Below are 26,986 nucleotides of genomic sequence, written 5' to 3'. Positions count from 1 at the left end.
CACAAGGCTTTCACAACGGGCCCTGTTGGTACGGGCTCTGATGGGTCGTCGGCACCCGGGCGTGGAACAGTAGAGACATGGACAGCACACCTGCACCCGGTGAGAACATCGCCGTCTTGCGTAAAGCCAGAGGACTGGGCCAAGCCAAGCTCGCCCGCCTCGCCGGAATCTCCGTGTCGCTCTTGTCCAAGATCGAGGTAGGGCTCCGCCCCGCTACACCTCCGGTAGTGGCTGCCTTGTCCAAAGCCATGAAGGTCCCGACCCAACGCATCTACGGGCAACCCTTCCTTGGCCCCTCCGAGCAGTCTGATCTACTCAATGACCTTCGAGGGGCGGTAAGGCGGCACACCCTGCCGAAGGAAGATGTTCCCCGCCCGTCCCAATTGGCGGCCGACGTGGACAAGGCCATGAGATTGCGATCAGAGGCAAGGTACCTAGAGCTGCTAGAAATGCTGCCCAGACTCCTCGACCAAGCCACTGCTACGGCTCTTTCCGCCCCTGGAGAGACCGGGGCCTGGTCTCAGGTGGCAGACGTTTATGGATGCGCCTACGCAGCCGCCCACAGGCTCGCCCAGCCCGACCTAGCCGACATGATCGTGGCCCGCCAGTCCTGGGCAGCGCACCAGACTTGGAACCCCGAAGCCGAGGTGGCTACCGCCTGGAATCTGGCTGGTACTTACCAGTCCGCTGGACAGTATGACGATGGCCTCGCCATCGTGGACCAGGCCATTGTTAAGTACGAACGCATGTCGGAGAGTGTCACGATGGCCACGGCGTTGAGCCTGGGCTCTCTCCACCTTCGGGGCGTTGTCCTCGCCTCTCGACACAAGGACAAGAGCGCCACCGCGGACCACCTGAAAAAGGCGAAAAGGTACGCAGAGCAAATCCCAACGGACATTCTGTGGCACAATTTGACCTTTGGTGCAGAAAATACCGCTCTGTATGAACTCGCAGCTCATGTTGAGCTGGGAAAGCCCACCCAGGCCGCCGAAATGGGCGACCCCTTGATGCAAAGCCCCCCTACAACTCTCGCGCCGAGCCGCTTGGGCCGTATGTACATCGACATCGCCAGAGCGAAGCTTGACGTGAAGGACCACACCGGGGCCGAGGAGGCCCTTACACGGGCCTTCAAGGTCTCTCCGCAAATGGCGGAGCTGCATCCGATGTCCAGAGAGGTGATTCGGGTGTTGTTCGTGCTTCACCAGAGGGCCAGGCCCGTTCTGTTGGCCATGGCCAAGAGAACGGGCCTGGCCGTCTAGCAACGCGCCCGTGCCATGGCAAGGTGAGGGCCCCGCCCTCGCACGGCCGGGGTGGTACGCAGGCTGAAGACAGCGCCGCCACGCTCTCCTCAACCGAGAACCACGGCCACCCGCCCGACACCTTCGTTCGCGATGCTGCCCGAGCCGTCAGGTTCCCAGCGGACTACCAATACCCTGGCCGCGACGCGGAGAGTTCTCGTGGCCTCGGGAACGAAAGCCCCCAAAGTCACCGAGTGGGTTGAGGAATCCGCTGCATGGATCTGAAGCGCTACGGGTGCGCGGATGCGCAAGACGTACGCCGTAATGGTTCTCAAACTCTAGCCCGCGCTCTCGTGTTCATCAGCAGTGAGTCCGGCTGCTCCGTCACGAGGCCGCCGGGCTGCGCCAAGAGCTGTGCAGGCTTCTACGTCGGAGCCGCGGGCCGCCCGGCTCACCGCATCGTCCCGTAAGGTACACACCCGAGAACCCCGGTCGGTGTCCCTGACCGGGGCTCTCGTCGTTCTGCGGTGGACTACCGCTGCATCATGTTGCCTGCGGGCTGATGACAGTCCACACCTCAGACCACGACTCCTCAGTGATCTGCGGGAGCAACTCACTCAGCTCTTCAGCCGCCCGGCGGGGCCGGGTGCTACTTGCCGGTCTTCGCCAGGAACGCCAGCAGGTCCTGGCGGCCGATCACACCGGTCGGCTTGCCCTCGACCAGGACGATCGCGGCGTCCGCGGTGCCGAGGACCTGCATCAGGTCGGAGACCGGTTCTCCGGAGCCGACCTGGGGCAGCGGCGACGACATGTGCTTCTCCAGCGGGTCGTCCAGGGAGGCACGGCGGTTGAAGAGGGCGTCGAGCAACTCGCGCTCGACCACCGAGCCGACGACCTCCGCGGCCATCACATCGGGGTGCCCGGCGCCCGGCTTGACGACCGGCATCTGGGAGACGCCGTACTCGCGCAGCACCTCGATGGCCTCGCCGACCGTCTCGTCCGGGTGCATGTGCACCAGCGAGGGGATCGCCCCGTGCTCCTTGTCCACCAGCACGTCCGCGACCCGCGCGCTCGGCCCGGTGTCCTCCAGGAAGCCGTAGTCGGCCATCCACTCGTCGTTGAAGATCTTGCTGAGGTAGCCGCGTCCGCTGTCCGGGAGCAGGACCACGACCACGTCGTCCGGGCCGAGCCGCTCGGCCACCCGCAGCGCGCCCACCACGGCCATCCCGCAGGAGCCGCCGACCAGCAGCCCCTCCTCCTTGGCGAGGCGCCGGGTCATCTGGAAGGAGTCCTTGTCGGACACGGCGACGATCTCGTCGGCCACCGTACGGTCGTACGCCGTCGGCCAGAAGTCCTCACCGACGCCCTCGACCAGGTACGGACGGCCCGAGCCGCCCGAGTAGACCGAGCCCTCGGGGTCGGCGCCGATCACCTTCACCCGGCCGTCGCTGACGTCCTTGAGGTAGCGCCCGGTCCCGGAGATCGTGCCGCCGGTGCCGACGCCCGCCACGAAGTGGGTGATCCTCCCCTCCGTCTGCTCCCACAGCTCGGGACCCGTGGAGTGGTAGTGGGAGAGCGGGTTGTTGGGGTTGGAGTACTGGTCCGGCTTCCAGGCGCCCGGCGTCTCCCGGACCAGCCGGTCGGAGACGTTGTAGTACGAGTCCGGGTGCTCGGGGTCGACCGCGGTCGGGCAGACGACGACCTCGGCACCGTACGCCCGCAGCACATTGATCTTGTCGGTGCTCACCTTGTCGGGGCACACGAAGATGCACTTGTACCCCTTCTGCTGCGCCACGATGGCCAGCCCCACCCCGGTGTTCCCGCTGGTCGGCTCGACGATCGTGCCGCCCGGCCGCAGCTCCCCGCTCTGCTCCGCCGCCTCGATCATGCGCAGGGCGATGCGGTCCTTCACGGAGCCGCCCGGGTTGAAGTACTCCACCTTGGCCAGGACCGTCGCTTCCATGCCCTGGGTCACGGTGTTGAGCCTCAGCAGCGGGGTGTTGCCGACGAGGCTGATCATCGAGTCGTGGAATTGCACCGTTGTCTCCGGTTGCTGCAAAAGATGTGATGGTTCCGTCAGCCTAAGGCCCCGCCGCCCGCCCCGGCCCCCGGTCGCACGGTACGGGCGTTCACTCCCCGTTGAGATTGGGCGACGGTCGGTACGGGGCAAGGAGTGGGTGAACGGCTCCGAGGAGGTGGCGGCGAGGCATGACGAACATGTCAAGGGCGCGGGTGGCCCGGCGCATCGCGGCGGGCGCGGCATTCGGCGGGGGTGGCATCGGCCTGATGGGCGCCGCCGCGGTCGGACTGGTCCTGGCCGAGGTGAGGCTGGCCAGACGCCAGGTGGGCAACGGCAGCTCGGACCACGTCCCGCACGCGGAGGGCCGGTACGGCGGTCTGTACAGCACACCGGGCGAACCGCCCCTGACCCTGGCGCTGCTGGGCGACTCCACGGCGGCGGGCCAGGGCGTCCACCGCGCCCAGCAGACCCCGGGCGCCCTGCTCGCCTCGGGGCTCGCGGCGGTGGCGGAGCGCCCGGTGGAGCTGCGCAACGTGGCCCTGCCCGGCGCCCGCTCCGACGATCTGGACCGCCAGGTGGCGCTGATCCTGGCGGATCCGGCACGAGTGCCCGACATCTGTGTGGTGATGGTCGGCGCGAACGACGTCACCCACCGGATGCCGGCCACCCAGTCGGTCCGTCATCTCTCGGCGGCGGTGCGCCGGCTGCGGACCGCGGGTGCCGAGGTGGTCGTGGGCACCTGTCCCGACCTCGGCACCATCGAGCCGGTCCAGCAGCCGCTGCGCTGGCTGGCCCGCCGCGCCTCGCGCCAGTTGGCCGCGGCCCAGACCATCGGGGTGGTCGAGCAGGGGGGCCGGACGGTGTCGCTGGGCGATCTGCTCGGCCCGGAGTTCGCGGCCAACCCGCGTGAACTGTTCGGCCCCGACCACTACCACCCCTCCGCCGAGGGCTACGCGACGGCGGCCATGGCGGTGCTGCCCACCGTCTGCGCGGCCCTGGGGCTGTGGCCCGCCGAGGAGGAGCGCCCCGACACCTTCCGCCGCGAGGGCTTCCTGCCGGTCGCCAAGGCCGCCGCGGAGGCGGCCTCCGAGGCCGGTACGGAGGTCACGGCCGCGATGCCGACCGGCCCGAGGGGCCCCTGGGCCCTGCTGAAGCGCCGCAGGCGCCGGCGGGTGACGGCGGACGGCACGGGGGAGCCGACGCCGGTCCTGCCCTGAGGATTTCCTTCCCTCCCCTGGGCAGGCCCGCGCACGGCTCTTCCGGCGCCGACCCGTTCACCGGGCTCCCGCGCGGTGGCCTCCACCTCCCAAAGTCTCGGTCCGTCGCCGTGTGCGCGCCGCTGCGCGCCGGTCGGCGCCCTACGCTCCCCAGGCGGGGGACGTCACGGGCGTATCGGGCACCGAGACCCTTGAGGAGTGGCCATGACAGCGCTGCGCGAGTCCGCACATCTCGTCGAGCAACTGCGACGGACGACCGCACCCGGGCGGGTGGTCACCTCCGGCACGGCCTACGAGGCGTCCCGCGCCCTGTGGAACGGTGCCGTCGGCCACCGCCCCGCCGCCGTGCTGCGCTGCACCGGCACCGGTGACGTCCAGGCCGGGGTCCGGGCGGCGCGGGAGTCCGGGGTGCCGGTGTCGGTGCGCGGCGGCGGGCACGGCTGGACGGGGAGCGCGGTCGCCGACGGCGGGCTGGTGCTCGACCTGGGCGGGATGCGCGGGGTCGGCGTGGACGCGGGCGCCGGGACGGCGGACGTCCAGGGCGGCGCGCGGGCGCTGGACGTGGCGCTGGCCGCCGAGGCGGCGGGCATGATCGCGGTGACCGGCACCTCCGGCTCGGTCGGCATCGTCGGCTTCACCCTCGGCGGCGGCTACGGCCCGCTGATCGGCCGCTACGGCCTCGGCGTCGACAACGTGGTGGCCGCCGAGGTCGTCCTGGCGGACGGTACGGCGGTCACCGCGGACGCCGACCGGGAACCCGAGCTGCTGTGGGCGCTGCGCGGGGGCGGCGGGAACTTCGGGGTGGTCACCTCGATGCGGGTGCGGGTGCATCCGCTGCCGGGCGGCGCCGCCGATCCGACCGTGCCGACCGGCACCGTCCTCTACCCCTGGGACCAGGCGGCCTCGGTCCTCAAGGCGCTCGGCGAACGGCTGCCGGAACTGCCCGACGAGCTGACGGTGGAGTGCGGGATCGTCAGCACCCCGGACGGCGCCCCGGCCCTGTTCGTCACGCCCACCTGGTGCGGGGACGACCCGGAGCCGGGCCGGGCGGCGGTGGCCGCGTACGAGCGGCTGGGCGAGCCCCTGATGTCCACGGTCGGCGCGGCCCGGATGTCGGACGCCCTGACCGGTCTGGACTCGCTCTTCCCGGCCGGGCGGCACACCGAGATAAGGACCCGGTCGGTGCGCGGGCTGACGGACGGCGTGATCGACGCCCTGATGGCGAGCGGCTCGGCGCTGACCTCGCCGTACAGCGCCGTGTCGACGCACACCCTGCACGGCGCCGCCGCCCGCGTCCCCGTCGGCGACACCGCCTTCGCCGTGCGCGAGCCCCACATCGTGCTGGAGAACATCGCCCTCTGGGAGCCCGGCACCCCCGCCGAGCCGCACCGCCGCTGGACCCGGGACCTCACCGCCGCCCTGGCCCCGGACGCCCTGCCCGGCGGCTACGTCAGCCTCCTCGCCCCCGACGACACCACCCTGATCGCCGACGCCTACGGCCCGAACCGGGACCGACTGCTGGCGGCGAAGCGGACGTACGACCCCGACGGCGTCTTCACCGCGTCGCCCCTGCCGGGGCGCTGAGCCGGAGAACCGAGCCGGGAAGCCGAGCCGGGGGGTCGGGGCCGGGGTCGGAGGCCGGGGGCCGGAAGCCGGGGACCGGGGGCCGGAGGCCCGGGGGCCGGGAGCCGGAGGCCGGAAGCCGGGAGCCGGAGGCCGGAGGCCGGAAGCCGGGAGCCGGAGGCCGGGGACCGGGAGCCGGGAGCCGGAGGCCGGGGACCGGGAGCCGGGGGTCCGGAGGCCCGGGGGTCCGGAGGCCGGAGGCCGGAAGCCGGGAGCCGGGAGCCGGGAGCCGGAAGCCAGGAGCCGGAAGCCGGAGGCCCGGGGGCCGGAAGCCGGGGGTCCGGAGGCCGGGGGCCGGAAGCCCGGAGGCCGGGGGTCCGGAGGCCGGGAGCCGGGAGCCGGGAGCCGGAGGCCGGGGACCGGGAGCCGGAAGCCGGAGGCCGGAGGGTCCGGCGTCCCGGGGAACCCTGCGGAAAAGCAAGCGCTTAGAAAATTGCGGCCCGCGTCACACCACCACCCCCGTGACCAACCCCGTACGGGCGGGTAACTTCCAAACAGCCAGCCGCCCCACCCGTACGCACGCCCTGGAGCCGCAGATGCCCGAAGCCGTCATCGTCTCGACCGCCCGCTCCCCCATCGGCCGGGCCTTCAAGGGCTCACTGAAGGAACTGCGGCCCGACGACCTCACCGCCACGATCATCGAGGCGGCCCTGGCGAAGGTGCCGGAGCTGGACCCCAAGGACATCGACGACCTGATGCTCGGCTGCGGGCTGCCCGGCGGCGAGCAGGGCTTCAACCTGGGCCGGATTGTCGCCGTGCGGATGGGCATGGACCATCTCCCCGGCTGCACCGTCACCCGCTACTGCTCCTCCTCCCTCCAGACCTCCCGGATGGCCCTGCACGCCATCAAGGCAGGCGAGGGCGACCTCTTCGTCTCGGCCGGTGTCGAGATGGTCTCCCGCTTCACCCAGGGCAACTCCGACAGCCTCCCCGACACGCACAACCCGCTCTTCGCGGAGGCGGAGGCCCGTACGCGGGCCACCGCCGAGTCGACCGGCGCCGGCTGGCACGACCCGCGCGAGGACGGCCTGGTCCCGGATCCGTACATCGCCATGGGCCAGACCGCCGAGAACCTGGCCCGCGCCCGGGGCATCACGCGCGAGGAGATGGACGAGTTCGGCGTCCGCTCGCAGAATCTGGCCGAGAAGGCCATCCAGGACGGGTTCTGGGAGCGCGAGATCACCCCGGTGACGCTCCCCGACGGCACGGTGGTCAGCGCGGACGACGGCCCGCGTCCCGGAGTCACCCTGGGGGGCGTCCAGGGCCTCAAGCCGGTCTTCCGCCCGGACGGCCTGGTCACGGCGGGCAACTGCTGTCCGCTGAACGACGGCGCCGCCGCCGTCGTCATCATGTCCGACACCAAGGCGCGCGAGCTGGGCCTGACCCCGCTGGCCCGGATCGTCTCCACCGGGGTCTCCGGCCTCTCCCCGGAGATCATGGGCCTCGGCCCGGTCGAGGCGTCCCGGCAGGCGCTGCGCCGGGCGGGGCTGACCATCGACGACATCGACCTGGTCGAGATCAACGAGGCGTTCGCCGCCCAGGTCATCCCGTCCTACCGGGACCTCGGCATCGACCTGGACAAGCTGAACGTCAACGGCGGTGCCATCGCCGTGGGCCACCCCTTCGGCATGACCGGCGCCCGGATCACCGGCACGCTGATCAACTCCCTCCAGTGGCACGACAAGCAGTTCGGCCTGGAGACCATGTGCGTGGGCGGCGGCCAGGGCATGGCGATGGTCATCGAACGCCTCAGCTGACCCCTTTCCGCATCCAGGCGGCCACTTATCGTCACCACCGGCCCGGACCCCCGCAACCCCCGGGGCTCCGGGCCGCTTTGTGATCCAATCTCCCCCAGGATGTGACCTATCTCCCCACCGCAGCGATCGCCCCAGGTCACGGCGGTGACACGGGAAACCTCGGGCCCAAAGTCCTGTCCGTTTCGTGACGTTACGCACTGACAGCGGGTTAGTTCACCCATCAAGCTGATGTAGGAAGTCGGGGGTCGACTTTGAACCGGGAGTAGTCAGTGAGCGCCATGCCGATCGCCCTGCTGGTCACCACGGCCGCCACCGGTGCCGTGGGTGTCGCCGTCCTGCGCACCCTCCTCCAGCTGCGCCGCCAGGTCACCGCCCTCCAGAAGGATCTCGCCGAGGGCGCCGCCGCCCGCGGTCTGGTCCCCGCGGCCCGTCCCGCGGCCGACACCGACGAGATACGTACGGCCGTCGCCGAGGCCCTCGCCGAGGAGCGCGAGCGGGAACTGGCCGAGGCGCGCGCCTTCTGGGCCGCCCAGGAAGCCCGCGATGTCACCGACGCCCCGTCGCTGCTGGGCTTCGCGGACAACGAGCCGTTCCTGCCCCGCCCCGCCGACTTCGCCGGCCTGGACTCCCTGGAGCCGGTGGCCGAGCCCCTGCCCGAGGCGGACGACCACTCCGGGCTCGCCCACTCGGGGGGAGACTCGCCCGAGCTGGCCGCCGCCCGCCGCCGCCATCCCTCGCATCCCGACTTCACGCCGGTCCCCTCGCCGGTCGTGGGCGACCACGAGCGCACGGTGACCACGCTGGAGGAACTCGCCGCGAGCCGCGTCGAACTGACCGACGTCCGCCCCGGCCCGCTCGGCACCCTCGACGTCTACGTCTTCGCCGACGGCACCACCCTGTGCATGACCCCGGGCCACCGCGAGACCGCGGAACGCCTGGCCGCCGCCCTGCGCACCGGCCAGATCCCCCACCTCCTGGGCGGCTCCGGCATCTCCGGCGCCTACACCCTGACCTTCTCCTGCGGCGAGGAAACCGTCTATATCCTGGCAGACCGGGTCATAGCGTCCCTGTAGGGGCCCAGTCTTTTCAGGTCCCTACAGGGCCGCCTCAGCCTTTTCCAGGGGCGCGGGGAACTGCGCAAAAGCTTTGAAGGGCCACGGCGGCTTTCAGGGGCGCGGAACTGCGCGCCCCGCCACGACGAACCGAGGCAACCTCACACCCCGGCCCGCCCCTGCGCCTCCCGTACCTTCCCCACCGCCTCCTCCACCTCCGCCGCGTCCCGCAGCACCAACGCCAGATCATGCGCGGCCACGGTCACTTGATCCGCCGCCGCGAACATCCCCGCGTCCGGCATCTCCCGGGGCTCGACCCCCGGCACCTCCAGCACCTGCGCCCATCGGGCCAACTCCCTGGCCAGCCCCAGCGCCTCCCCCGCGGCACCTCGTTGCAGCCGGCTCTGCGGGGCGGCCCGCAGACGGTCGGCGAACTGGTCCACGGCACGGGTCAACGGCGTCGTATCCACCACGCGGCGAGCGTACGCGCCGTACCGGGACTGTTGCCAACGGGCGAACGCTCAGGCACGGTGACCTGAAGGACCGGCTTACACCTGATTGCCTCCGGAGGCGCCGATGTCCCAAGTCTTCTCCCAGGAGACCCATCGCAACCTGCTCGCCCGCATCCCCCACTGCACCGGTCGTGAGATCTCCGACTGGCTGCGGGCCGTCGAGGACGGCCCGGCCCTCGTCCGCTTCGAGGAGAAGGTCCGCTGGCTGCGCCACGAGCACAATCTGGCGTACGGCCACGCCAAGGCGATCATCCACGAGTACGACCTCAGAAGGGCCGCGCGCAAGCTGCGCTGAGCGCACCGGACACGACGACGCCCGGACACGACGAAGGCCCCCGGGGAAACCCCGGGGGCCCTGTCACTGGGACTCGATCAGCCCGGCCGGCTCGTTCGGCCCGACCGGTTCGTTCGGCCCGACCGGTTCGACCGGCTCGATCAGTCGTCGCCGCTGAAGATCGCGACGAGGCGCAGCATCTCGATGTAGATCCAGACCAGCGTCATGGTCAGACCGAACGCGGCGAGCCAGGACTCGCTGCGCGGGGCGCCGTACGCGATCCCGTCCTGGATCTGCTTGAAGTCGAGGGTGAGGAAGAACGCGCCGAGCACGATCGCGAGGATGCCGACGATCGCACCGAGCGGGCCCATGCTCCGCAGCCCACCGTCGTCGGCGACGCCGAAGACGACCAGCAGCAGGTTCACCGCCATGACCATCACGAAGGCGATGGCGATGGCCATGCCGATCCGGGCGTAGCGCGCGGTGACCCGGATCCAGCCCGCCTTGTAGATCAGCAGCGTGGCGCCGGAGACGGCCATGGTGCCGAGCACCGCCTGGAAGGGGGCACCGGACCAGCGCGAGTTGAACATCTCGCTGAAGACGCCGAGGAAGACACCCTCGAAGGCGGCGTACGACAGGATCAGCGCGGGCGAGGCGTTGCGCTTGAAGGACTGCACCATCGCCAGGACGAAGGCGATGAGCGCGGCGCCGATGGCCAGGCCGTAGCTGGTGGACGACACCGGCAGCAGGGCCCAGGACAGGACCGCGCCGACGACGACCGTGCCGAGCGTCATGGCCGAGCGCATGACGACGTCGTCCATCGTCATCCGGTCGGCGGATGCCGGGGCCTGCGGCGGGGCGCCCTGTACGTCCTGCTGGGCGTACGGGTTGGTGGCGTACGGGTTCTGCGCGTAAGGGTTGGTGCCGGCGCCGGGCTGGGCGTAGGGATGGCCCTGCGTGCCCACCGTTGCGCTCCCGGCCTGCGGCGCGGTGTTGAAGCCCGCGGAGCCGTTGTCGCGGCTGAACCCCCGTCGCGAGAAGACCGGGTTGCTGCTCCTCATTTCACTCCTCCATGGCCACACTGCGTGGCCTTGGCTCAAGAGTAATGGAAAGGCAAAGGTATGACCCTACCGCCTGGGGAGGATCTTTCCCTCACCGCACTGGGGAACACGCTACGCGCGTGGGTGATTCCCACGGGCGGCGGGGGGCCGTACCGACCCCGCCACCGCCCCCGTCACCCGACCCGCCGAAGATCATCGGCGGGCGTGCGTGATCGTGAGTGATCGTGAGCGACAAGGAGGTGCCCGGAACCGGACTTGAACCGGTACGCCCGCGAGGGGCAGCGAGGTTTAAGCTCGCCGTGTCTGCATTCCACCATCCGGGCAGGCCGTGGGCTCCACATCGGGGCCCCGAGCCTATCGGGGCGGACCCCCCGAACAGCCGACCAGTGGACCGATGTTGTCTTATTTTATTGACGTCTGAGGGAGCATCAGCCCGCGGTACAGGCCGTCCGCACTTGCCACCAGCCTGTCTCGCGATCACAGGCCGCGCATGCGGAATGACGGAATTTCACCGTCCGAGCGGATGCGTTCCGGCTCGCTACGGCTCGCCACGGCTCGTTCCCGCTCGTTGCGGCTCGCTACGGCTCGTTGCGGCTCGTTGCGGCTCGTTGTGGCTCGCTACGGCTCGCTATGGCTCGTTCCGGCTCGTTCCCGCCGTCCGCCGCGGCGTCAGGACCCCCGCCCGCGTCCCGGCCCCCGCGCCGACCCCGCGGCGACCCCCCGCCCAAGGCCCGCGCCCCGCGCCCCGTCCCGCGTCAGGGACACCCCTCATCCCCAGGTATGACATGGCCCCTTCCGGTCCGTCCGAAGTCTGTCTGCGGAACGGGAGCAGCGGCTGACTACACGCCTCCTTTCCGTCGGGACGATGGAGGCAGTCCACCCCACCCGTCCCGACAGGAGCACCCTCCCGTGACCACGACCCCCATCGCCCGGCCCACGACCGTGGCGGCCCGCGCCGCGGATCTGTCGAAGATCTACGGACAGGGCGAGACCCAGGTGGTCGCCCTGGACCGGGTCTCCGTCGAGTTCCGGCAGGCCGAGTACACCGCGATCATGGGCCCCTCCGGGTCCGGCAAGTCCACGCTGATGCACTGCGTGGCCGGACTGGACACCTTCTCCTCGGGCTCCGTCCGGATCGGTGAGACCGAGCTGGGCTCCCTGAAGGACAAGCAGCTCACCAAGTTGCGCCGGGACAAGATCGGCTTCATCTTCCAGGCGTTCAACCTGCTGCCGACGCTGACCGCGCTGGAGAACATCACGCTCCCGATGGACATCGCCGGGCGCAAGCCGGACAAGCAGTGGCTGGACAACGTGATCCAGATGATCGGTCTGTCCGGGCGGCTCGGCCACCGGCCCTCCCAGCTCTCCGGCGGCCAGCAGCAGCGCGTCGCCGTGGCCCGCGCGCTGGCCTCCCGCCCCGAGATCATCTTCGGCGACGAGCCGACCGGGAACCTGGACTCGCGCTCCGGCGCGGAGGTGCTGGGCTTCCTGCGCAACTCGGTGCGCGAACTGGGCCAGACCGTGGTGATGGTGACCCACGACCCGGTGGCCGCGGCCTACGCGGACCGGGTGATCTTCCTCGCCGACGGCCGGATCGTGGACGAGGTCTACGGCCCCACCGCGGACTCGGTGCTGGACCGCATGAAGCAGTTCGACGCCAAGGGCCGCACGAGCTGACCTCGCCCCCCTTCCTCCGCACCCCACTGGACTGAGACTCGCCATGTTCCGCACCGCCTTGCGCAATGTGACCGCGCACAAGGCCCGGCTCCTGATGACCGTCCTCGCCGTGATGCTCGGCGTGGCGTTCGTCTCGGGGACCCTGGTCTTCACCAACACCATCTCCAGCGCCCTTCAGAACAGCTCCGCCAAGGGCTTCGACCAGGTCGACGTCTCCGTGACGCCCGACCGGCCCAAGGACGAGGGCAACACCGTCGGCAGCGTTCCCGAGCTGACCGAGAAGCTGCGCGCGCAGAGCGAGCGGGTGCCCGGCGCCGCCTCCGCGGTCGGCGTCGTCACCGGTTACGCGGCCCTCGCCGACAAGGACGGCAAGCTGATCGGCGGCGGCTTCCAGTCGCAGGGCGGCAACTACTGGGGCACCGAGGACCCGAGGTATCCGCTGGTCAGCGGTGAGGCGCCGAGCGGCAAGGGCGAGATCCTCATCGACTCGGAGACCGCCGAGCGCGCCGGGTACGAGGTCGGCGACACCATCCGCATGTCCATCGACGGCCCGATCCTGGACCCGAGGATCAGCGGCATCTTCACCACCGACGACGGCAATGTCGCCGCCGGCGGCAGCCTCGCCCTGTTCGACACCAAGACCGCCCAGTCCCTCTTCGGCGAGGCGGGCGCCTACCACCAGATCGACGTCGAGGCCAAGGCCGGGGTCACCCAGGCCGCCCTCCAGGCACAGCTCGACAAAGCCCTGCCCGAGAAGCTGGTGAACACCACGACGGGCCAGGAGCTGTCCGACGAGCAGGCCGAGACGATCGCGTCCCAGATGAGCGGCCTCAAGCAGGGCCTGCTCACCTTCGCCGGTATCGCCCTGTTCGTGGGCACGTTCATCATCGCCAACACCTTCACCATGCTGGTCGCCCAGCGCACCAAGGAACTCGCCCTGATGCGCGCGGTCGGCGCCTCGCGCCGCCAGGTCACCCGCTCGGTGCTGATCGAGGCGTTCGTGGTGGGCACGGTCGCCGCCGTGGCCGGACTGGTCGCGGGCATCGGCATCGGCGCCGGGCTGCGCTCCCTGATGGGCTCGCTGGACGTCACCGTCCCGGACGGCCCGCTGGTCATCTCGCCCGGCACGGTCCTGACCGCCCTCGCGGTCGGTGTCCTGATCACCATGCTGGCGGCCTGGCTGCCCGGCCGCCGCGCGGCGAAGATCCCGCCGGTCGCCGCGATGAGCAGTGTGCACGCCCAGGCCACCACGAAGTCGCTGGTGCTGCGGAACACGATCGGCGCGCTGTTCTCCGCCGCCGGTGTCGCCGTCGTCCTCGCGGCGACCACGATGTCCGGCTCGGACGGCCAGGTCCCGATGGGTATCGGCGCCGTCCTGCTGATCATCGGGGTCTTCATCCTGACCCCGCTGCTGTCCCGCCCGCTCATCGCCGCGGCTGCCCCGCTCATGCGGATCTTCGGGGTGTCGGGCAAGCTGGCCCGCCAGAACTCGGTGCGCAACCCGCGCCGTACCGCCGCCACCGCCTCCGCCCTGATGATCGGCCTCACCCTCATCACCGGCATGACGGTCATGGCGGGCAGCCTCCAGAAGTCCATCGACAAGATGGCCGGCGAATCCATCCGCGCCGACTACATGGTGTCCATGGCCAACGGCAACTCGCTCTCGCCGGACGTGGAGAAGACCCTCCGCGACACCGAGGGCGTCACCGCCTCCAGCCCGATGCGCAACGCGCCCTCCCGGATCGACGGCCGGACCAAGTACCTCACCGGTGTCGACGGCGCCACCTGGAACAAGCTGACCGACTTCCCGGTCCAGGACGGTGCCTACGACATCGGCGGCACCAGCGTCGTCGTGGACTCCGACACCGCGGAGAGCTTCGGCTGGAAGCCCGGCTCGAAGTTCACCGTCCACTACGAGGACGGCGAGAAGGGGAAGCTCTCGGTCGCCGGGGTGTACGAGCCGAACGACATGTTCTCCGGGATCGTCATGGACTCCGGCACGCTCCTGCCGCACCAGAGCGAGCCGTCCGACATGATGGTGATGCTCAAGACCGACGGCGGTGTCTCGGACGCCACCAAGGACCGTCTGGAGAAGGCCCTCGGCTCGAACCCTGCCATCAAGGTCCAGGACAAGCAGGACCTGTCCAACGAGATAGCCAGCATGTTCACCCTGATGCTGAACATGCTGTACGCGCTGCTGGCCATGGCGGTGATCGTCGCCGTCCTCGGGGTCATCAACACCCTGGCGATGTCGGTCTTCGAACGCTCGCAGGAGATCGGCATGCTCCGCGCGATCGGCCTGGACCGCCGGGGCGTCAAGCGGATGGTGCGGCTGGAGTCCCTGGTGATCTCCCTGTTCGGCGGAGTGCTCGGCATCGGCCTGGGCGTGTTCTTCGGCTGGGCGGCCGGTGAGCTGATGGGCACCTCCATGGCGACGTACGAGCTGGTCCTGCCCTGGGCCCGGATGGCGGTCTTCCTGCTGCTCGCCGCGGTCGTCGGGGTCCTGGCCGCCCTGTGGCCGGCCCGTCGCGCGGCCCGCCTCAACATGCTCGCCGCGATCAAGGCCGAGTAACCGGGTCGGAACCCCGTACGAGGTCCGAGGCCCCGCCCCCTCCGGCGATTCCGGGGGGCGGGGCCTCGGGCTTCCTGCGCGGGCGAGGCCGGCGGGGTCAGCCGGTCCAGTCGCGCGGGCGCAGGGGGAGGCCGGAGGAGCCCCGGGCCGGGCCCGTGTCCGGGGTGCGTACGGCGAGGACCTGGTTGACGCCGATCCGGTTGTGTTCGAAGGACAGGGCGGAGGCGGCCATGTACAGCTGCCAGACGCGGGCGCGGCCGGGACCGGTGAGCCGGACGGCCCGGTCCCAGTCGGCCTCCAGGTTGGCGACCCAGCGGCGCAGGGTGAGGGCGTAGTGCTCGCGCAGCGACTCCACGTCCCGCACCTCGAACCCGGCGCGCTCCAGCTGGGTGACCGTGGTGCCGACGGGCGCCAGCTCCCCGTCGGGGAAGACGTACGCGTCGATGAACTCGTTCACGTGGTAGGCGGTCTCGTCGCGCTGCGGGCGCCGGGCGATCTGGTGGTTCAGCAGCCGTCCGCCGGGCTTCAGCAGCGCGTACAGGTCGGCGGCGTACTCCCGGTACCGCTCGGCGCCGACATGTTCGGCCATGCCGATGGACGAGACGGCGTCGTACGGCCCGTCACGGACGTCCCGGTAGTCCTGGACGCGGATCTCCACCCGGTCGGTCAGACCGGCGTCGGCGACCCGCTTACGGGCGTAGGCGGCCTGTTCCTGGGAGAGGGTGATGCCGACCGCGCTCACCCCGTGCTCACGGGCCGCGTGCAGCACCATCGAGCCCCAGCCGCAGCCGACGTCCAGCAGCCGCTGACCGGGCCTCAGATCGAGTTTGCGGCAGATGAGTTCCAGCTTGTCGCGCTGGGCGTCCTCCAGGGTGCCGGCCTGCTCCCAGTAGGCGCAGGAGTACACCATCGACGGGCCGAGGACGATCTCGTAGAAGTCGTTGCCGACGTCGTAGTGATGGCTGATGGCACGTCTGTCGCTGTGCTTGGTGTGCAGATGGCGGCGGGGGCGGCGGATCTCCTCGCCCGGCGGCGGGGGCGGCAGCGCGGGTCCGGCCAGCCGCAGCAGACCGGCGACGGCCGCGCGCACCTGCGGGTCGCGCAGGGCCTGGGCGAGGGTACGGGCGTCCTCGCCGCGTTCCCAGAGCAGTCCGGCGAGCGAGGTCAGGGCGGTGTAGAGGTCGCCCTCCACCTCCAGCTCACCGGCGACCCAGGCGCGGGCCAGGCCCAGTTCGCCCGGTTTCCACAGCAGTCGGCGCAGGGCCCGGCGGTCGCGTACCACCAGTACCGGCGTCCCCGGGGGTCCGGCTTCCGAACCGTCCCAGGCGCGGATCCTTATGGGGAGCGGTGCTGCGAGCACCTGTTCGAGCAGTCCCTTCAGCCGCGGCGCGGCGTCGGCCATGGCGCACCTCCGTGACGAGTGATCCCGGATGAACCTCCTTTACGTAACATCCGGGAGCCCCTCGCGCAGTCCCCCACGCGCGTCACGAGTACGCAAAGCACATGCACATCCCACCGATTGGCGGTCGGCGGCGGGGCCGGGGAACGCCGAAGGGGCCGTCCGCACCACGGATGGCGGACGGCCCCTTCGGCCTGTTCACAGACAGATCAGACAGGCGGGCAGGCAGACGGTCGGTCGGGTAGGCAGACGGTCGGTCGGGCGGGTAGGCAGACGGTCGGTCGGCCGGCCGGGCCCTTGGGGCTGCTTCACCGGCGGACGGCCCTTTCGGGCCGGTTCACCGGGAGGCGGTCAGGACGCCTTGGCCTTCTCGCCTGTCTTCTCCTCGGCCTTGGCGACGGCCGCCGGGGCGGGCGCCGGCTTGGCGGCCTCGTAGAACTCCTCGCGGGGGTTCTCCATGGCGCCGAGCGCGACGACCTCGCGCTTGAGGAACATGCCGAGCGTCCAGTCGGCGAAGACCCGGATCTTGCGGTTCCAGGTCGGCATCGCCAGACCGTGGTAGCCGCGGTGCATGTACCAGGCGAGCCGGCCCTTGAGCTTGATCCGCATCTTGCCGACGACGATCATCGCGACGCCCTTGTGCAGACCGAGGCCCGCGACCGCGCCCTTGTTGGCGTGGCTGTACTCCTTCTGCGGGAAGCCCCGCATCCCGGAGACCACGTTGTCGCCGAGCGCCTTGGCCTGGCGCAGCGCGTGCTGGGCGTTGGGCGGGCACCAGGCGTTCTCGTTGCCGGCCTTGCGGGCGGCGAGGTCGGGCACCTGGGCGTTGTCACCGGCGGCCCAGATGTAGTCCGTGCCCTGCACCTGGAGGGTGGGAGCGGTGTCCACGTGGCCGCGCGGGCCGAGCGGCAGACCGAAGCGGGACAGCGCCGGGTTGGGCTTGACGCCGGCCGTCCACACGACCGTGTTGGAGTCGACCTCCAACCCGTTCTTCAGCCGGACGTGGCCGTCGACGCAGGAGTCCATGGAGGTCGAGAGGTAGACCTCGACGCCCCGGCTCTCCAGGTGCTCCCTGCCGTACTGGCCGAGCTTGGGGCCGACCTCGGGAAGGATCTTGTCGGCGGCGTCCACGAGGATGAAACGCATGTCCTCGCGCGTGACGCTGTTGTAGTACTTGGCCGCGTCCCGGGCCATGTCCTCGACCTCGCCGATGGTCTCCGCGCCCGCGAAGCCACCGCCGATGAACACGAAGGTGAGCGCCTTGCGGCGGATCTCCTCGTCGGTGGTGGAGTCGGCCTTGTCCAGCTGCTCCAGCACGTGGTTGCGCAGGCCGATGGCCTCCTCGATGCCCTTCATGCCGATGCCCTGCTCGGCGAGGCCGGGGATCGGGAAGGTGCGGGAGACCGCGCCGAGCGCGATGACGAGGTAGTCGAAGGGCAGCTCGTAGGACTCACCGACGAGCGGGGCGACCGTCGCGACCTTGCGGTCCTGGTCGATGGTGGTGACCCGGCCGGTGAGCACCTCCGCCTTGGGCAGCACACGTCGCAGCGGGACGACGACGTGGCGCGGCGAGATGCTGCCGGCGGCGGTTTCGGGAAGGAAGGGCTGGTAGGTCATGTACGACCGGGGGTCGACGACCGTGACGGTCGCCTCGCCGTAGCGCATCTTCTTGAGAATGCGCCGAGCTGCGTACAGGCCTACGTACCCACCGCCTACTACGAGGATCCTGGGACGCTCCGTGGTGCTCATGCCATTGAGTATCCACCGGGCGCAGGGGGGTACCTCGTGCGCCCCTTCACAAGCTTGGTCAGACCCTCTGCTACACTGCGCGGCCCGCGTGATCTACCTCATGCCGCGGAAAGGGAACCGGTGTCCGGTCCGGACCGTTGTCAATGCCGCGTGAGCTGCCGATCCGCCCCTTCGGAATCCGTCGGCCACCCCGCTTCCCCCCTTCTTTCACGCCGTCCCGAAACCCTCCCCCCTCGCTCCTCCGAGCACCCCGACTCCCCTGGTGAGCCCCCGAAGGGCCCCCTGAGCGCCGGTCGGTCCCCCGAGGGGGCCCATTTCCTTGTGAAGAACTTCACGAAGTTTTCCGCCAAGGTGCCGCGAGGGGTGGTCGCGGGGGCCGAGAACCGCCCCGCGAGGGGTGGTCGCCGGGGGCCCGGAACCGCCCCGCGAGGGGAGGTCGCGGGGCCCGGAACCGACCGCGAGGGGAGGTCGCGGGGGCCCGGAACCGCCGGGAGATCGGGCACGGGGGGGCTGAGCGGGCGGCTAGGCGATCGACCAGGCGATGCCGTCCAGGATGTCGTGCTCGCTGACCACGACCTCCCGCGCGCCGGTCCTTTCCATGATCGACAGGAGGATCAGCGCCCCGGCGGCGATCACGTCCACCCGTCCCGGATGCATCGACGGTACGGCGGCCCGCTCGGCGTGGGTGGAGCGCACCAGCCAGTCGGTGATCTCGCGGACCCGGGCGAGCGGGACCCGGGAGTGGTGGATGGCCGCCGAGTCGTAGGCGGGCAGTTCCTGCGCGATCGCGGAGACGGTCGTGACCGAGCCCGCCAGTCCTACCAGGGTGCGCGCCGTACGCAGTGGCACGGTCCGCTCGGCGAGGTCCAGGGCCGCCTCGATGTCGGCCCGCACCGCGCTGATCTGCGCCTCGGTCGGCGGGTCGCTGACCGCCCCGTCCACCACGAGGTGCCGCTCGGTCATCCGCACACATCCGACGTCGACCGAGCGGGCGGCACGCACCCGGTCGTCCCCGACGACGAACTCGGTCGACCCGCCGCCGATGTCCACCACCAGGAAGGGCCGCTCCAGCCCGCCGGTGCCGCCGTTCCTGGTGGCTCCGGTGGCCGTCAGTTCCCCGGCCACTCCGGTGACCGTCAGTTCCCCGGTCGCCCCGGTGGCCGTCAGTTCCCGGGTCGCTCCGGTGAAGGAGAACTCGGCCTCCTGCTCGCCGGAGATGACCTCCGGCTCGACGCCGAGGATGTCCAGCACCCCGCGCACGAAGTCGTCCCGGTTCTCGGCGTCACGGGAGGCGGAGGTCGCGACGAAGCGGAGCCGCTCGGCGCCGTGCTCCTTGATCACGGCCGCGTACTCGCGGCACGCCGCGAAGGTCCGCTCCAGCGCCTCGGGCGCCAGCCGCCCGGTCCGGTCGACCCCCTGACCCAGCCGCACGATCGTCATACGGCGGTCCAGATCGACCAGTTCACCGGTGGCGGGATCGGCGTCGGCGACCAGCAGCCGGATGGAGTTGGTGCCGCAGTCGATGGCGGCGACGCGGGTCATAGGGGTGGGTTCCTTCGGGTGGGGGGGCGAGAGGGGGAGCTGTCACTCGGGGGTGACGTCGGCGGCGGTGTCGGAGGCGGTGTGGGGGGCGGTGTCAAGGGTGGTGTCGGAGGCGGTGTCGGGGATGGTGTCGGGGGTGGCCGGGACGACACACGTCCCCTTGCGCCACCACTCCGGCAGCATGGCGAGGGCCTCGTCGCCGAGCGGGTTCACACCGGGGCCGGCGGCCAGGCTGTGCGCCACGAGCACATGCAGGCACTTCACCCGGTCCGGCATGCCGCCCGCGCTCGGGAAGCCCTTCAGCTCCTCGATCTCGTCCCGCCGCCGGACGTAGTCCTCGTGGGCGGCCCGGTACGCGGCGGCCAGCTCGGGATCGCTCTCCAGGCGGGCCGTCATCTCCTTCATGACCCCGTTGGCCTCCAGGGTGCCGATGGCGGAGGCGGCCTTGGGGCAGGTCAGGTAGTACAGCGTCGGGAAGGGGGTGCCGTCGGGCAGCCGGGGCGCGGTCTCCACGACATCGGGCTGGCCGCAGGGGCACCGGTGCGCGATGGCGCGCAGCCCGCGCGGGGGGCGGCCGAGCTGCTGCCGGAAGGCGGCGACATCGGCGTCGGTGGGCTCGGTGCGCGGGGTGGTGGGCGGGGGCGTTTGCATGACTGCTTTCTGCTTCTCTACGGCTCTACGGTTCTGCGGCTCTGCGGTTCTGCTGCGTCTCTACGGCTCTCCCCGCGGCGGCTGCTGTCGCGGCGGCGGGTCGGGCAGGTCGGGGTGGCTGACATCAGCCAGTATGGACGGCCCGCGCGGTTCAGCGCCCGGCCACGTCGGAACGGGCGTCGGAGCGGGCGTCGGACTGGTCGACGCCGTCCCAGACGTTGGCGTACCAGGGCCTGGCCGCCGAGCCGGTGTCGGCGCGGGACTGCTGGGCGGCGTCCGGGTCGATCACGATGTACCCGGTCTCGCCCGGCATCACATAGTGCAGCCGCTCCCGGATCTGCTGCTCGGCGTAGGCGTCGTCCTGCCAGCGTGCCTTGTCGTCCCGCAGTTGTTCGACCCGCTCCTGCGCCTGCCGCTTCCCGCGCTCCAGCTCGGCGATCTCGGCGCGCTGGGCGACGTACTGCCTTATCGGGTAGGCGAGGGCGACGACCAGGGTGCAGACCACGAGGGCGAGGAGCGCGGCGCGGCCGGTCAGCCGGGAGCGACGGGCCTGGCGGCGGGTCTGCGAACGGTAGACCCGCTCGGCGGTCTGCTCGCCGAGCAGCCGCAGCCTGGTCGCGGTGGAGAACCGGTCCCGCTCCTTCACGGCCATGTCCCCGCCTCCCGTTCGATCCGCCTACGGCGACCCACGCGCGTACGTCCCCGCACACGGTACGGGACCGGGTACGGGGACGTACGTACGACGCTTCGTACTGCTGCGGTCAGCCCTTGAAGCGCGGGAAGGCGCTGCGACCGGCGTAGACAGCGGCGTCGTCGAGGATCTCCTCGATGCGCAGGAGCTGGTTGTACTTGGCGACGCGCTCGGAGCGGGCCGGGGCGCCGGTCTTGATCTGGCCGCAGTTGGTGGCGACGGCCAGGTCGGCGATGGTGACGTCCTCGGTCTCGCCGGAGCGGTGGGACATCATGCACTTGAAGCCGTTGCGCTGGGCCAGCTCGACGGCGTCCAGGGTCTCGGTGAGCGAGCCGATCTGGTTCACCTTGACCAGCAGGGCGTTGGCGGCGCCCTCCTCGATGCCACGGGCGAGGCGCTCGGGGTTGGTGACGAACAGGTCGTCGCCGACGATCTGGACCTTGTCGCCCAGACGCTCGGTGAGGACCTGCCAGCCGGCCCAGTCGTCCTCGAACAGCGGGTCCTCGATGGAGACCAGCGGGTAGGCGGCGGCCAGCTCCTCGTAGTACTCCGTCATCTCGGCGGCGGAGCGGTCCTTGCCCTCGAAGACGTAGACGCCGTCCTTGTAGAACTCGGAGGCGGCCACGTCGAGCGCGAGGGCGATCTGCTCACCGGGAACGTAACCGGCCTGCTTGACCGCTTCGAGGATGAGGTCGAGGGCCTCGCGGTTGGAGCCGAGGTTCGGGGCGAAGCCGCCCTCGTCGCCGAGGCCGGTGGACAGGCCCTTGGTCTTCAGCACCTTCTTGAGGGTGTGGTAGACCTCGGTGCCCCAGCGCAGGGCCTCGGAGAAGGACTCCGCGCCGATCGGGGCGATCATGAACTCCTGGATGTCCACGTTGGAGTCCGCGTGCGAGCCGCCGTTGAGGATGTTCATCATCGGCACCGGCAGCAGGTGCGCGTTCGGACCGCCCAGGTAGCGGAAGAGGGGCAGGTCGGACGCCTCGGAGGCGGCGTGCGCGACGGCGAGGGAGACGCCGAGGATGGCGTTGGCGCCGAGCGAGCCCTTGTTGTCGGTGGCGTCCAGGTCGAACATCGCCTGGTCGATCAGCCGCTGCTCGGTGGCGTCATAGCCGACCAGCTCGGGGCCGATCTGCTCGATGACGGCGAGGACCGCCTTCTCGACGCCCTTGCCCTGGTAGCGGTTGGGGTCGCCGTCCCGCAGTTCGATGGCTTCGAAGGCGCCGGTGGAGGCGCCGGAGGGCACGGCGGCACGACCCGTGCTGCCGTCGTCGAGGCCGACCTCGACCTCGACCGTGGGGTTGCCTCGGGAGTCCAGGATTTCCCGGGCTACGACGACGTCGATGGACGGCACGAGCATCTCCTTCGTGAATGTGACGCGTGAATGTGACGCGGTGGGGCAGGGCCCGGCGTGACCGCAGCGGCTCTGCGAGATGAGCCTAACCGGCTCCGGGGGATCGGCCAGCCGGTCTCCCACCCTGTGGACGGAACCGATCGTAAAATGTTTCCGAACGGAACAAAGAGGTTCTCGCGCCAATTCTGGCGGGGGGGGGAGGGGGGACGGGTCCCGCGTTCGGTCGGTTCACACCGGGGTGGTGAGGAAACCGGTTCACAGCAGGGGGGCCAGGAGGTCGGTGTTCACATCTGTACGTGAAAAGCCCCGCCCCGGTGCGTACGGGGGATTCACGCACCGGGGCGGGGGGCCCGTGAGGTCGGGGGAACCGCACGGGGCCTCAATGAGGACGTACCTCATGGGATGAGGGGGTGCCTCAGGTGGGGGGCGAGGCTGTGGGGACGCTGAGCGGCGGCTCGGGGGAGCCATGCGCACGGGCCGGGCGGGCCCGATGACCCCCTTCCCGATGGCCTACTTCAGGTGGAGCTGCTGACCCGGGAAGATCAGGTCGGCGTCGTCCACGATGTCCTTGTTCTGCTCGAAGAGCTTCTGCCAGCCGCCCGCGACGTCGTGGTCGGCGGCGATGGAGCTGAGCGTGTCGCCGGTGACGACCTTGTACTCGCCGTCGCCCTTCTCGACCTTCTGGCCGGTCGGGGTGGTGACGGTCTCCTTCGGCGTGGCCTCGCGCTCCTGCGAACGGGAGGCGCTCTGCTCCTCGGAGGAGCGCTCGTCGCTTCCGCTGTCGCTCTGGGACGGCTGCGACGGCTGCGCGGGGGTGGCCGGGGCGCTCGGGGTGGTGGAGCCGCCACCGGCGTACGGGGTGTTGGACAGGCCCACGCCACACGACGGCCAGGCGCCCTTGCCCTGACCGGCGAGGACCTTCTCGGCTATCTCGATCTGCTGCGCCTTGCTGGCCTGGTCGGCGGTGGCCGCGTACTTCGTGCCGCCGTAGCCGGCCCAGGTCGAGGCGGAGAACTGGAGACCGCCGTAGTAGCCGTTTCCGGTGTTGATGGACCAGTTGCCACCGGACTCGCACTGGGCGACGGCGTCCCACTCGGACGCGGTGGCGGCGGAGGCGTTGCCGGCCGCCATGAGCGGGGCGGCGACAGCGGCGCCGGTGACACCGGCGAGTGTGACGACACGGGTGGCCTTGGACGGACGGCGGTGCTTGCCCTTGCCGGAAAACAGCATGAAGGATCCCCTCACCGACGCCTACGAGGTGAGCTGTCGGGTTCGGGCCGGTTGAGTTGCCCGGCCATGTCCTGTACGCGGCTTTTCGCCTCGTACGACATGGCTTCACCCCAAGCCGCCCCCGGCGTCGAGTCTCCTCAACTGCCGGATACGGCACTTACCTTGGTTCCCCCGCTCCTGCCTACGGCGCTTGCGCGACGAATTTCCCGCTCGGCCACCGGCAGGATTCGGCGTGGCGGCCATCGGGGCTCACTGCTTGCGAGCGGTCATGACCGTAGACACGCGATTCGCCGAATTTCAAAGAGGATCAGGGCTTCTGAGACGCATCCCACACTTTCACCAAACCGGACATTCAGCGCGAACCGTGACGTGAACTCCCGCCACCCCTGCCCCACTTGTCCCTACTCGTCACCCTGGTCGCCGTCCGCCACATCGCCGAGAGTCAGGGTCTGACCGGGGACGATGTGGTGGGGGTCGCCGTCGAGCACCTGCTCGTTCACCCGGTAGAGCGCCCGCCATCCACCGTCGACGTCAAGGGAGTCGGCGATGGACGTCAGCGTGTCCCCGGGGCGGACGGTGTACGAGTCGCCGTCGAGCGAGTCGAGCGTGCCTCGCGCGGCCTCACCGCCCCGCGAGGTCTGCCGGTCGGCGGGCCGAGAGGACTCGGCGGACCCGGCGGACCCGGCGGACGGCTCGGAGGACTGCTCGGACGACCCGGAGGGCCCCGAGGACCCGGAGGGGTCGGCCTTGTCGCTCTTCTGGCCGTCGTCCACGCCCTTGGCGTCACTCGCGTCGGCGGCGTCCTTGCCCGCCCCCTTGCCGGTGCCCCTGTCCGCGCTCTCGTCGGCGCTGGGGCCGCGGTGGCGGCCTGTGCCGGGGAGGGCGCTGGTGTCCACGAGGTGCGAGGCGCCGAGGCTCTGTCGAGGATCGCCCACTTCCTCGCCGTGGGCCGGGGTGGAGGGGTCGGCGGCGGGTTCGGTGGGCGACTCCGAGGGGGACGAACCGGCGGAGCCGTCGCCCGCCCCGCCCGACGGGTCGCCGTTCGAGGGCGAGGAGGAGCCCTGCGAGGGCCCTGACGGGTCTTCGGACGGGCTGCCGGAGGGGGGCGAGGAAGGCGAGGTGGGCGAGGTGGGTGCTGAGTCCCCGGAGGCTCCGGAGTCGCCGTTGCCGTCGGTCCCCTCGGATCCGCCGGACGAATCATCCTTACCGGACGACCCCGTCGACTTGGACGAGTCGGTCAACCCGCCGGTGCCACCGGAACCGTCGCTCTCCTTGCCGGAGGACCCCGGCGTGGCGTCGCCCGCCAGGCCGGTGTCGACACCGGCGGGGTTCTCGTCGTCCCCGAGCCCATGGAGCAGCCCGCAGGTGGACCAGGCGCCGACGCCCTGGTCGGCGAGGATCCTCTCGGCCACGGCGATCTGCTGCGAACGGCTGGCCTGATCCGCGCTCCCCGCGTACTCCAGACCGCCGTACGTCTCCCACGCCTCCTGCGTCACCTGGAGTCCGCCGTAGCGGCCGTTGCCCAGGTCCGCGCTCCACGCGCCACCGCTCTCACACTCGGCGACCGCGTCCCACGTGGTCCCGCCGGCGGCGCTCGCACCCCCGGCACCGAGCAGGGGGATGGCGATGGCTGAGCCGGTGACCCCGGCCGCGACGAGCAGCGCCGGAGCCTGGCGGGGGCGACGGTGACGACCGTTCCCGGAGAGCATGCGGGGGCCTTTCGCGAGACAACGGTGAGCCGCGCGGCGCGTGATGCGCTGCGTCGCGCTGAGGGGTGAAGGTAGCCGGAATCGTTGACTTGTCACAAGTAAATGCCGCGCAGATCACGTGGAGATCACAAAAGTGAGGGCGTGTCATGTTGTGAGTGACCGTCTGTGGATGAGAAGGGGCTGTGGGGTGACTTTCCGTCAGAGGTGGGGGTGGAAATGGGGCGTGAGGGGCGCAATCCGGCCACTGTTCGAGGAGGGCTGACGGTCCGCCGTGTGAGGTTGGTAACTGCCCCTCAGGGGCGGCGATGCGGCCGGGCGGCTTCGGGGGTGAACCGCACCGGCAGCGTCCTCAGCCCTCGCATGATCAAACCGCCCCGCCAGCGCAGTTCGGCCGGATCGGCCCCCAGGCGGAGGTCCGGGAGTCGGGTGAAGAGGGTGGCCAGCGCGCTCTGCCCCTCCAGCCGGGCGAGCGGTGCGCCGAGACAGTAGTGGATCCCATGGCCGTATCCCAGGTGCTGGTTGTCCCGGCGGCCGAGGTCGAGCGTGTCCGGATCGGCGAACCGCTCGGGATCCCGGTCGGCCGCCGCCAGCACCACGAGCACGGGATCGCCGGGCGCGATGTCCTGGCCGCCGAGGGTGAGCGGCTCGGTGGCGAACCGCCAGGTGGCGAGTTCCACCGGCCCGTCGTACCGGAGCAGTTCCTCCACCCCGGTCTCCAGGAGCCCGGTGTCCCCTTCCTCCAGAGCGTGTTGGAACCGGGTGCGCTGGTCGTCGTGGGTGAGCAGGGCGTAGGTGCCGTTGCCGATCAAGTTCACGGTGGTTTCGAAGCCGGCGAAGAGCAGGATGAAGGCCATCGCCGCCGCCTCGTTCTCCGTGAGGTGTTCGCCGTGGTCCGAGGCGCGGATCAGGGCGGAGATGAGGTCCTCGCCGGGCGCGGGGGTGTCGGGGAGTGCTTCGCGCTTGCGGTGGATGAGTTCGGCGAGGTAGCCGCGCATCTTCTTGACCGACCGCGCGACACCGCCCCGGGGGCCGCCGCCGTGCCGGATCATCATGCCCGCCCAGTCCCGGAAGTCGTCCTGGTCCTCGCGCGGGACGCCGAGCAGGTCGCAGATGGCGTAGATGGGCAGCGGGAACGCGAACTCATGGATCAGATCGGCTTCTCCCTTCTCCGCGAAGCGGTCGATGAGCCCGTCGGTCAGTTCCTGCACCCGTGGCGCGAACTCGGCCACCCGGCGCGGTGTGAACGCCTTCGACACCAGCCTGCGCAGCCGGGTGTGGTCCGGCGGGTCGATGTTGAGCAGATGCGTCATCAGTTCGGCCTTGCGCTCGCCCGGGATGCCCGTCTTCCCCTTGGCGTGCGCGGGCTCGTCATGATGCGCGGGGTTCTTGGACAACCGCGCGTCCGCCAACGCCTGCCGGGCGTACGCGTACCGCGTCACCAGCCACGCCTCCACCCCGCTCGGCAGCTCCGTCCACCGCACCGGAGCGTGCTCCCTGAGCCAGGCGTAGGCGGGGTAGGGGTCGGCGGCGAACGACCAGGTGAAGAGGGAGGGGGGTTCCGGGGGCGCGGGTGAGGTTGGGGTCGGGGGCGCGGCTGAGGGGGGTGAGGGGGGTGAGGGGGGTGAGGGGGGTGAGGGGGGTGAGGGGGGTGAGGGGGGTGA

Annotated in this window: 20 protein-coding genes, 1 tRNA gene and 1 riboswitch; of the genes, 8 read left to right on the top strand and 13 right to left on the bottom strand. The window is 70.8% G+C overall.

Translation table 11 applies throughout. The annotated features are described in order from the left end of the window. Window positions 1-77 precede the first annotated feature (77 nt). Window positions 78-1,259, top strand: a complete 1,182-nt coding sequence (locus ACIQNG_RS16510; protein ID WP_401485575.1) for a helix-turn-helix domain-containing protein — start codon at window positions 78-80, stop codon at window positions 1,257-1,259. Window positions 1,260-1,887: 628 nt separating this feature from the next. Here ACIQNG_RS16510 and ACIQNG_RS16505 read toward each other — a convergent pair. Continuing rightward, window positions 1,888-3,276: a cystathionine beta-synthase gene (locus tag ACIQNG_RS16505; protein WP_401485573.1), complete on the bottom strand. Its 1,389-nt coding sequence runs from the start codon at window positions 3,274-3,276 to the stop codon at window positions 1,888-1,890. A gap of 170 nt (window positions 3,277-3,446) precedes the next feature. Between ACIQNG_RS16505 and ACIQNG_RS16500 the strand changes: the two genes are divergently transcribed. The 4 genes from ACIQNG_RS16500 (at window position 3,447) to ACIQNG_RS16485 (ending at window position 8,928) form a co-directional block, all read left to right on the top strand. Next, window positions 3,447-4,475, top strand: a complete 1,029-nt coding sequence (locus ACIQNG_RS16500; protein ID WP_401485571.1) for an SGNH/GDSL hydrolase family protein — start codon at window positions 3,447-3,449, stop codon at window positions 4,473-4,475. Window positions 4,476-4,679: 204 nt separating this feature from the next. Further along, entirely contained in the window at window positions 4,680-6,059 is a 1,380-nt protein-coding gene (locus ACIQNG_RS16495) for an FAD-binding oxidoreductase (RefSeq protein ID WP_401439777.1), read from the top strand. Window positions 6,060-6,634: 575 nt separating this feature from the next. Continuing rightward, a complete protein-coding gene (locus ACIQNG_RS16490) occupies window positions 6,635-7,855 on the top strand; it encodes an acetyl-CoA C-acetyltransferase (RefSeq protein WP_401485570.1) in 1,221 nt (406 codons plus the stop codon). A 269-nt stretch (window positions 7,856-8,124) separates the two neighbouring features. After that, window positions 8,125-8,928 carry a hypothetical protein gene (locus ACIQNG_RS16485; RefSeq protein ID WP_401439775.1) on the top strand — a complete coding sequence of 268 codons (804 nt, stop codon included), beginning with the start codon at window positions 8,125-8,127 and terminating at the stop codon, window positions 8,926-8,928. Between the two features lie 140 nt (window positions 8,929-9,068). Here ACIQNG_RS16485 and ACIQNG_RS16480 read toward each other — a convergent pair whose 3' ends face one another. Continuing rightward, window positions 9,069-9,380: a hypothetical protein gene (locus ACIQNG_RS16480; protein ID WP_401439774.1), complete on the bottom strand. Its 312-nt coding sequence runs from the start codon at window positions 9,378-9,380 to the stop codon at window positions 9,069-9,071. Between the two features lie 103 nt (window positions 9,381-9,483). Between ACIQNG_RS16480 and ACIQNG_RS16475 the strand changes: the two genes are divergently transcribed. Further along, window positions 9,484-9,714 (top strand): DUF4287 domain-containing protein, encoded by a 231-nt coding sequence (locus tag ACIQNG_RS16475; protein WP_401439773.1) that lies wholly within the window; start codon window positions 9,484-9,486, stop codon window positions 9,712-9,714. Window positions 9,715-9,854: 140 nt separating this feature from the next. Here ACIQNG_RS16475 and ACIQNG_RS16470 read toward each other — a convergent pair whose 3' ends face one another. Then, the gene (locus ACIQNG_RS16470; RefSeq protein ID WP_401434656.1) at window positions 9,855-10,754 is read right to left on the bottom strand and encodes a Bax inhibitor-1/YccA family protein; all 900 of its coding nucleotides are present in this window, start codon (window positions 10,752-10,754) and stop codon (window positions 9,855-9,857) included. A gap of 240 nt (window positions 10,755-10,994) precedes the next feature. Then, a tRNA-Leu gene (locus tag ACIQNG_RS16465) sits at window positions 10,995-11,077 on the bottom strand. A gap of 586 nt (window positions 11,078-11,663) precedes the next feature. Between ACIQNG_RS16465 and ACIQNG_RS16460 the strand changes: the two genes are divergently transcribed. Next, complete coding sequence (locus ACIQNG_RS16460) at window positions 11,664-12,431, top strand: ABC transporter ATP-binding protein (RefSeq protein WP_401434654.1); 768 nt, start codon at window positions 11,664-11,666, stop codon at window positions 12,429-12,431. A 43-nt stretch (window positions 12,432-12,474) separates the two neighbouring features. Continuing rightward, window positions 12,475-15,003, top strand: a complete 2,529-nt coding sequence (locus ACIQNG_RS16455) for an ABC transporter permease (protein WP_401434652.1) — start codon at window positions 12,475-12,477, stop codon at window positions 15,001-15,003. Window positions 15,004-15,100: 97 nt separating this feature from the next. Here ACIQNG_RS16455 and ACIQNG_RS16450 read toward each other — a convergent pair whose 3' ends face one another. From ACIQNG_RS16450 to ACIQNG_RS16410, 9 genes are all read right to left on the bottom strand, one after another. After that, window positions 15,101-16,405 (bottom strand): class I SAM-dependent methyltransferase, encoded by a 1,305-nt coding sequence (locus tag ACIQNG_RS16450; protein ID WP_401485567.1) that lies wholly within the window; start codon window positions 16,403-16,405, stop codon window positions 15,101-15,103. Window positions 16,406-16,753: 348 nt separating this feature from the next. Next, on the bottom strand, window positions 16,754-18,151 hold the full coding sequence (locus tag ACIQNG_RS16445; protein ID WP_401485566.1) for an NAD(P)/FAD-dependent oxidoreductase: 1,398 nt from the start codon (window positions 18,149-18,151) through the stop codon (window positions 16,754-16,756). Window positions 18,152-18,673: 522 nt separating this feature from the next. After that, window positions 18,674-19,693 (bottom strand): exopolyphosphatase, encoded by a 1,020-nt coding sequence (locus tag ACIQNG_RS16440; RefSeq protein ID WP_401485564.1) that lies wholly within the window; start codon window positions 19,691-19,693, stop codon window positions 18,674-18,676. Window positions 19,694-19,735: 42 nt separating this feature from the next. Next, window positions 19,736-20,344 (bottom strand): DUF501 domain-containing protein, encoded by a 609-nt coding sequence (locus tag ACIQNG_RS16435; RefSeq protein WP_401434644.1) that lies wholly within the window; start codon window positions 20,342-20,344, stop codon window positions 19,736-19,738. A 151-nt stretch (window positions 20,345-20,495) separates the two neighbouring features. After that, window positions 20,496-20,996, bottom strand: coding sequence for a septum formation initiator family protein (locus ACIQNG_RS16430; protein WP_401485562.1), 501 nt, complete (start codon window positions 20,994-20,996; stop codon window positions 20,496-20,498). Between the two features lie 109 nt (window positions 20,997-21,105). Further along, the gene (eno, locus tag ACIQNG_RS16425; RefSeq protein ID WP_401434639.1) at window positions 21,106-22,392 is read right to left on the bottom strand and encodes a phosphopyruvate hydratase; all 1,287 of its coding nucleotides are present in this window, start codon (window positions 22,390-22,392) and stop codon (window positions 21,106-21,108) included. Between the two features lie 504 nt (window positions 22,393-22,896). Further along, a complete protein-coding gene (locus ACIQNG_RS16420) occupies window positions 22,897-23,616 on the bottom strand; it encodes a transglycosylase family protein (RefSeq protein WP_401485559.1) in 720 nt (239 codons plus the stop codon). Between the two features lie 3 nt (window positions 23,617-23,619). Next, window positions 23,620-23,815: riboswitch (cyclic di-AMP (ydaO/yuaA leader) on the bottom strand. Window positions 23,816-24,017: 202 nt separating this feature from the next. Then, window positions 24,018-25,325: a transglycosylase family protein gene (locus ACIQNG_RS16415; RefSeq protein ID WP_401485557.1), complete on the bottom strand. Its 1,308-nt coding sequence runs from the start codon at window positions 25,323-25,325 to the stop codon at window positions 24,018-24,020. Window positions 25,326-25,618: 293 nt separating this feature from the next. Further along, complete coding sequence (locus tag ACIQNG_RS16410) at window positions 25,619-26,806, bottom strand: cytochrome P450 (RefSeq protein ID WP_401485555.1); 1,188 nt, start codon at window positions 26,804-26,806, stop codon at window positions 25,619-25,621. Between the last annotated feature and the right edge of the window lie 180 nt (window positions 26,807-26,986).

It is taken from the genome of Streptomyces sp. NPDC091377 (genome assembly GCF_044757045.1).
GTDB lineage: Bacteria > Actinomycetota > Actinomycetes > Streptomycetales > Streptomycetaceae > Streptomyces.
Note: the sequence above shows the minus strand (reverse complement) of the source record. Positions and strands in the feature narration are given on the sequence as shown.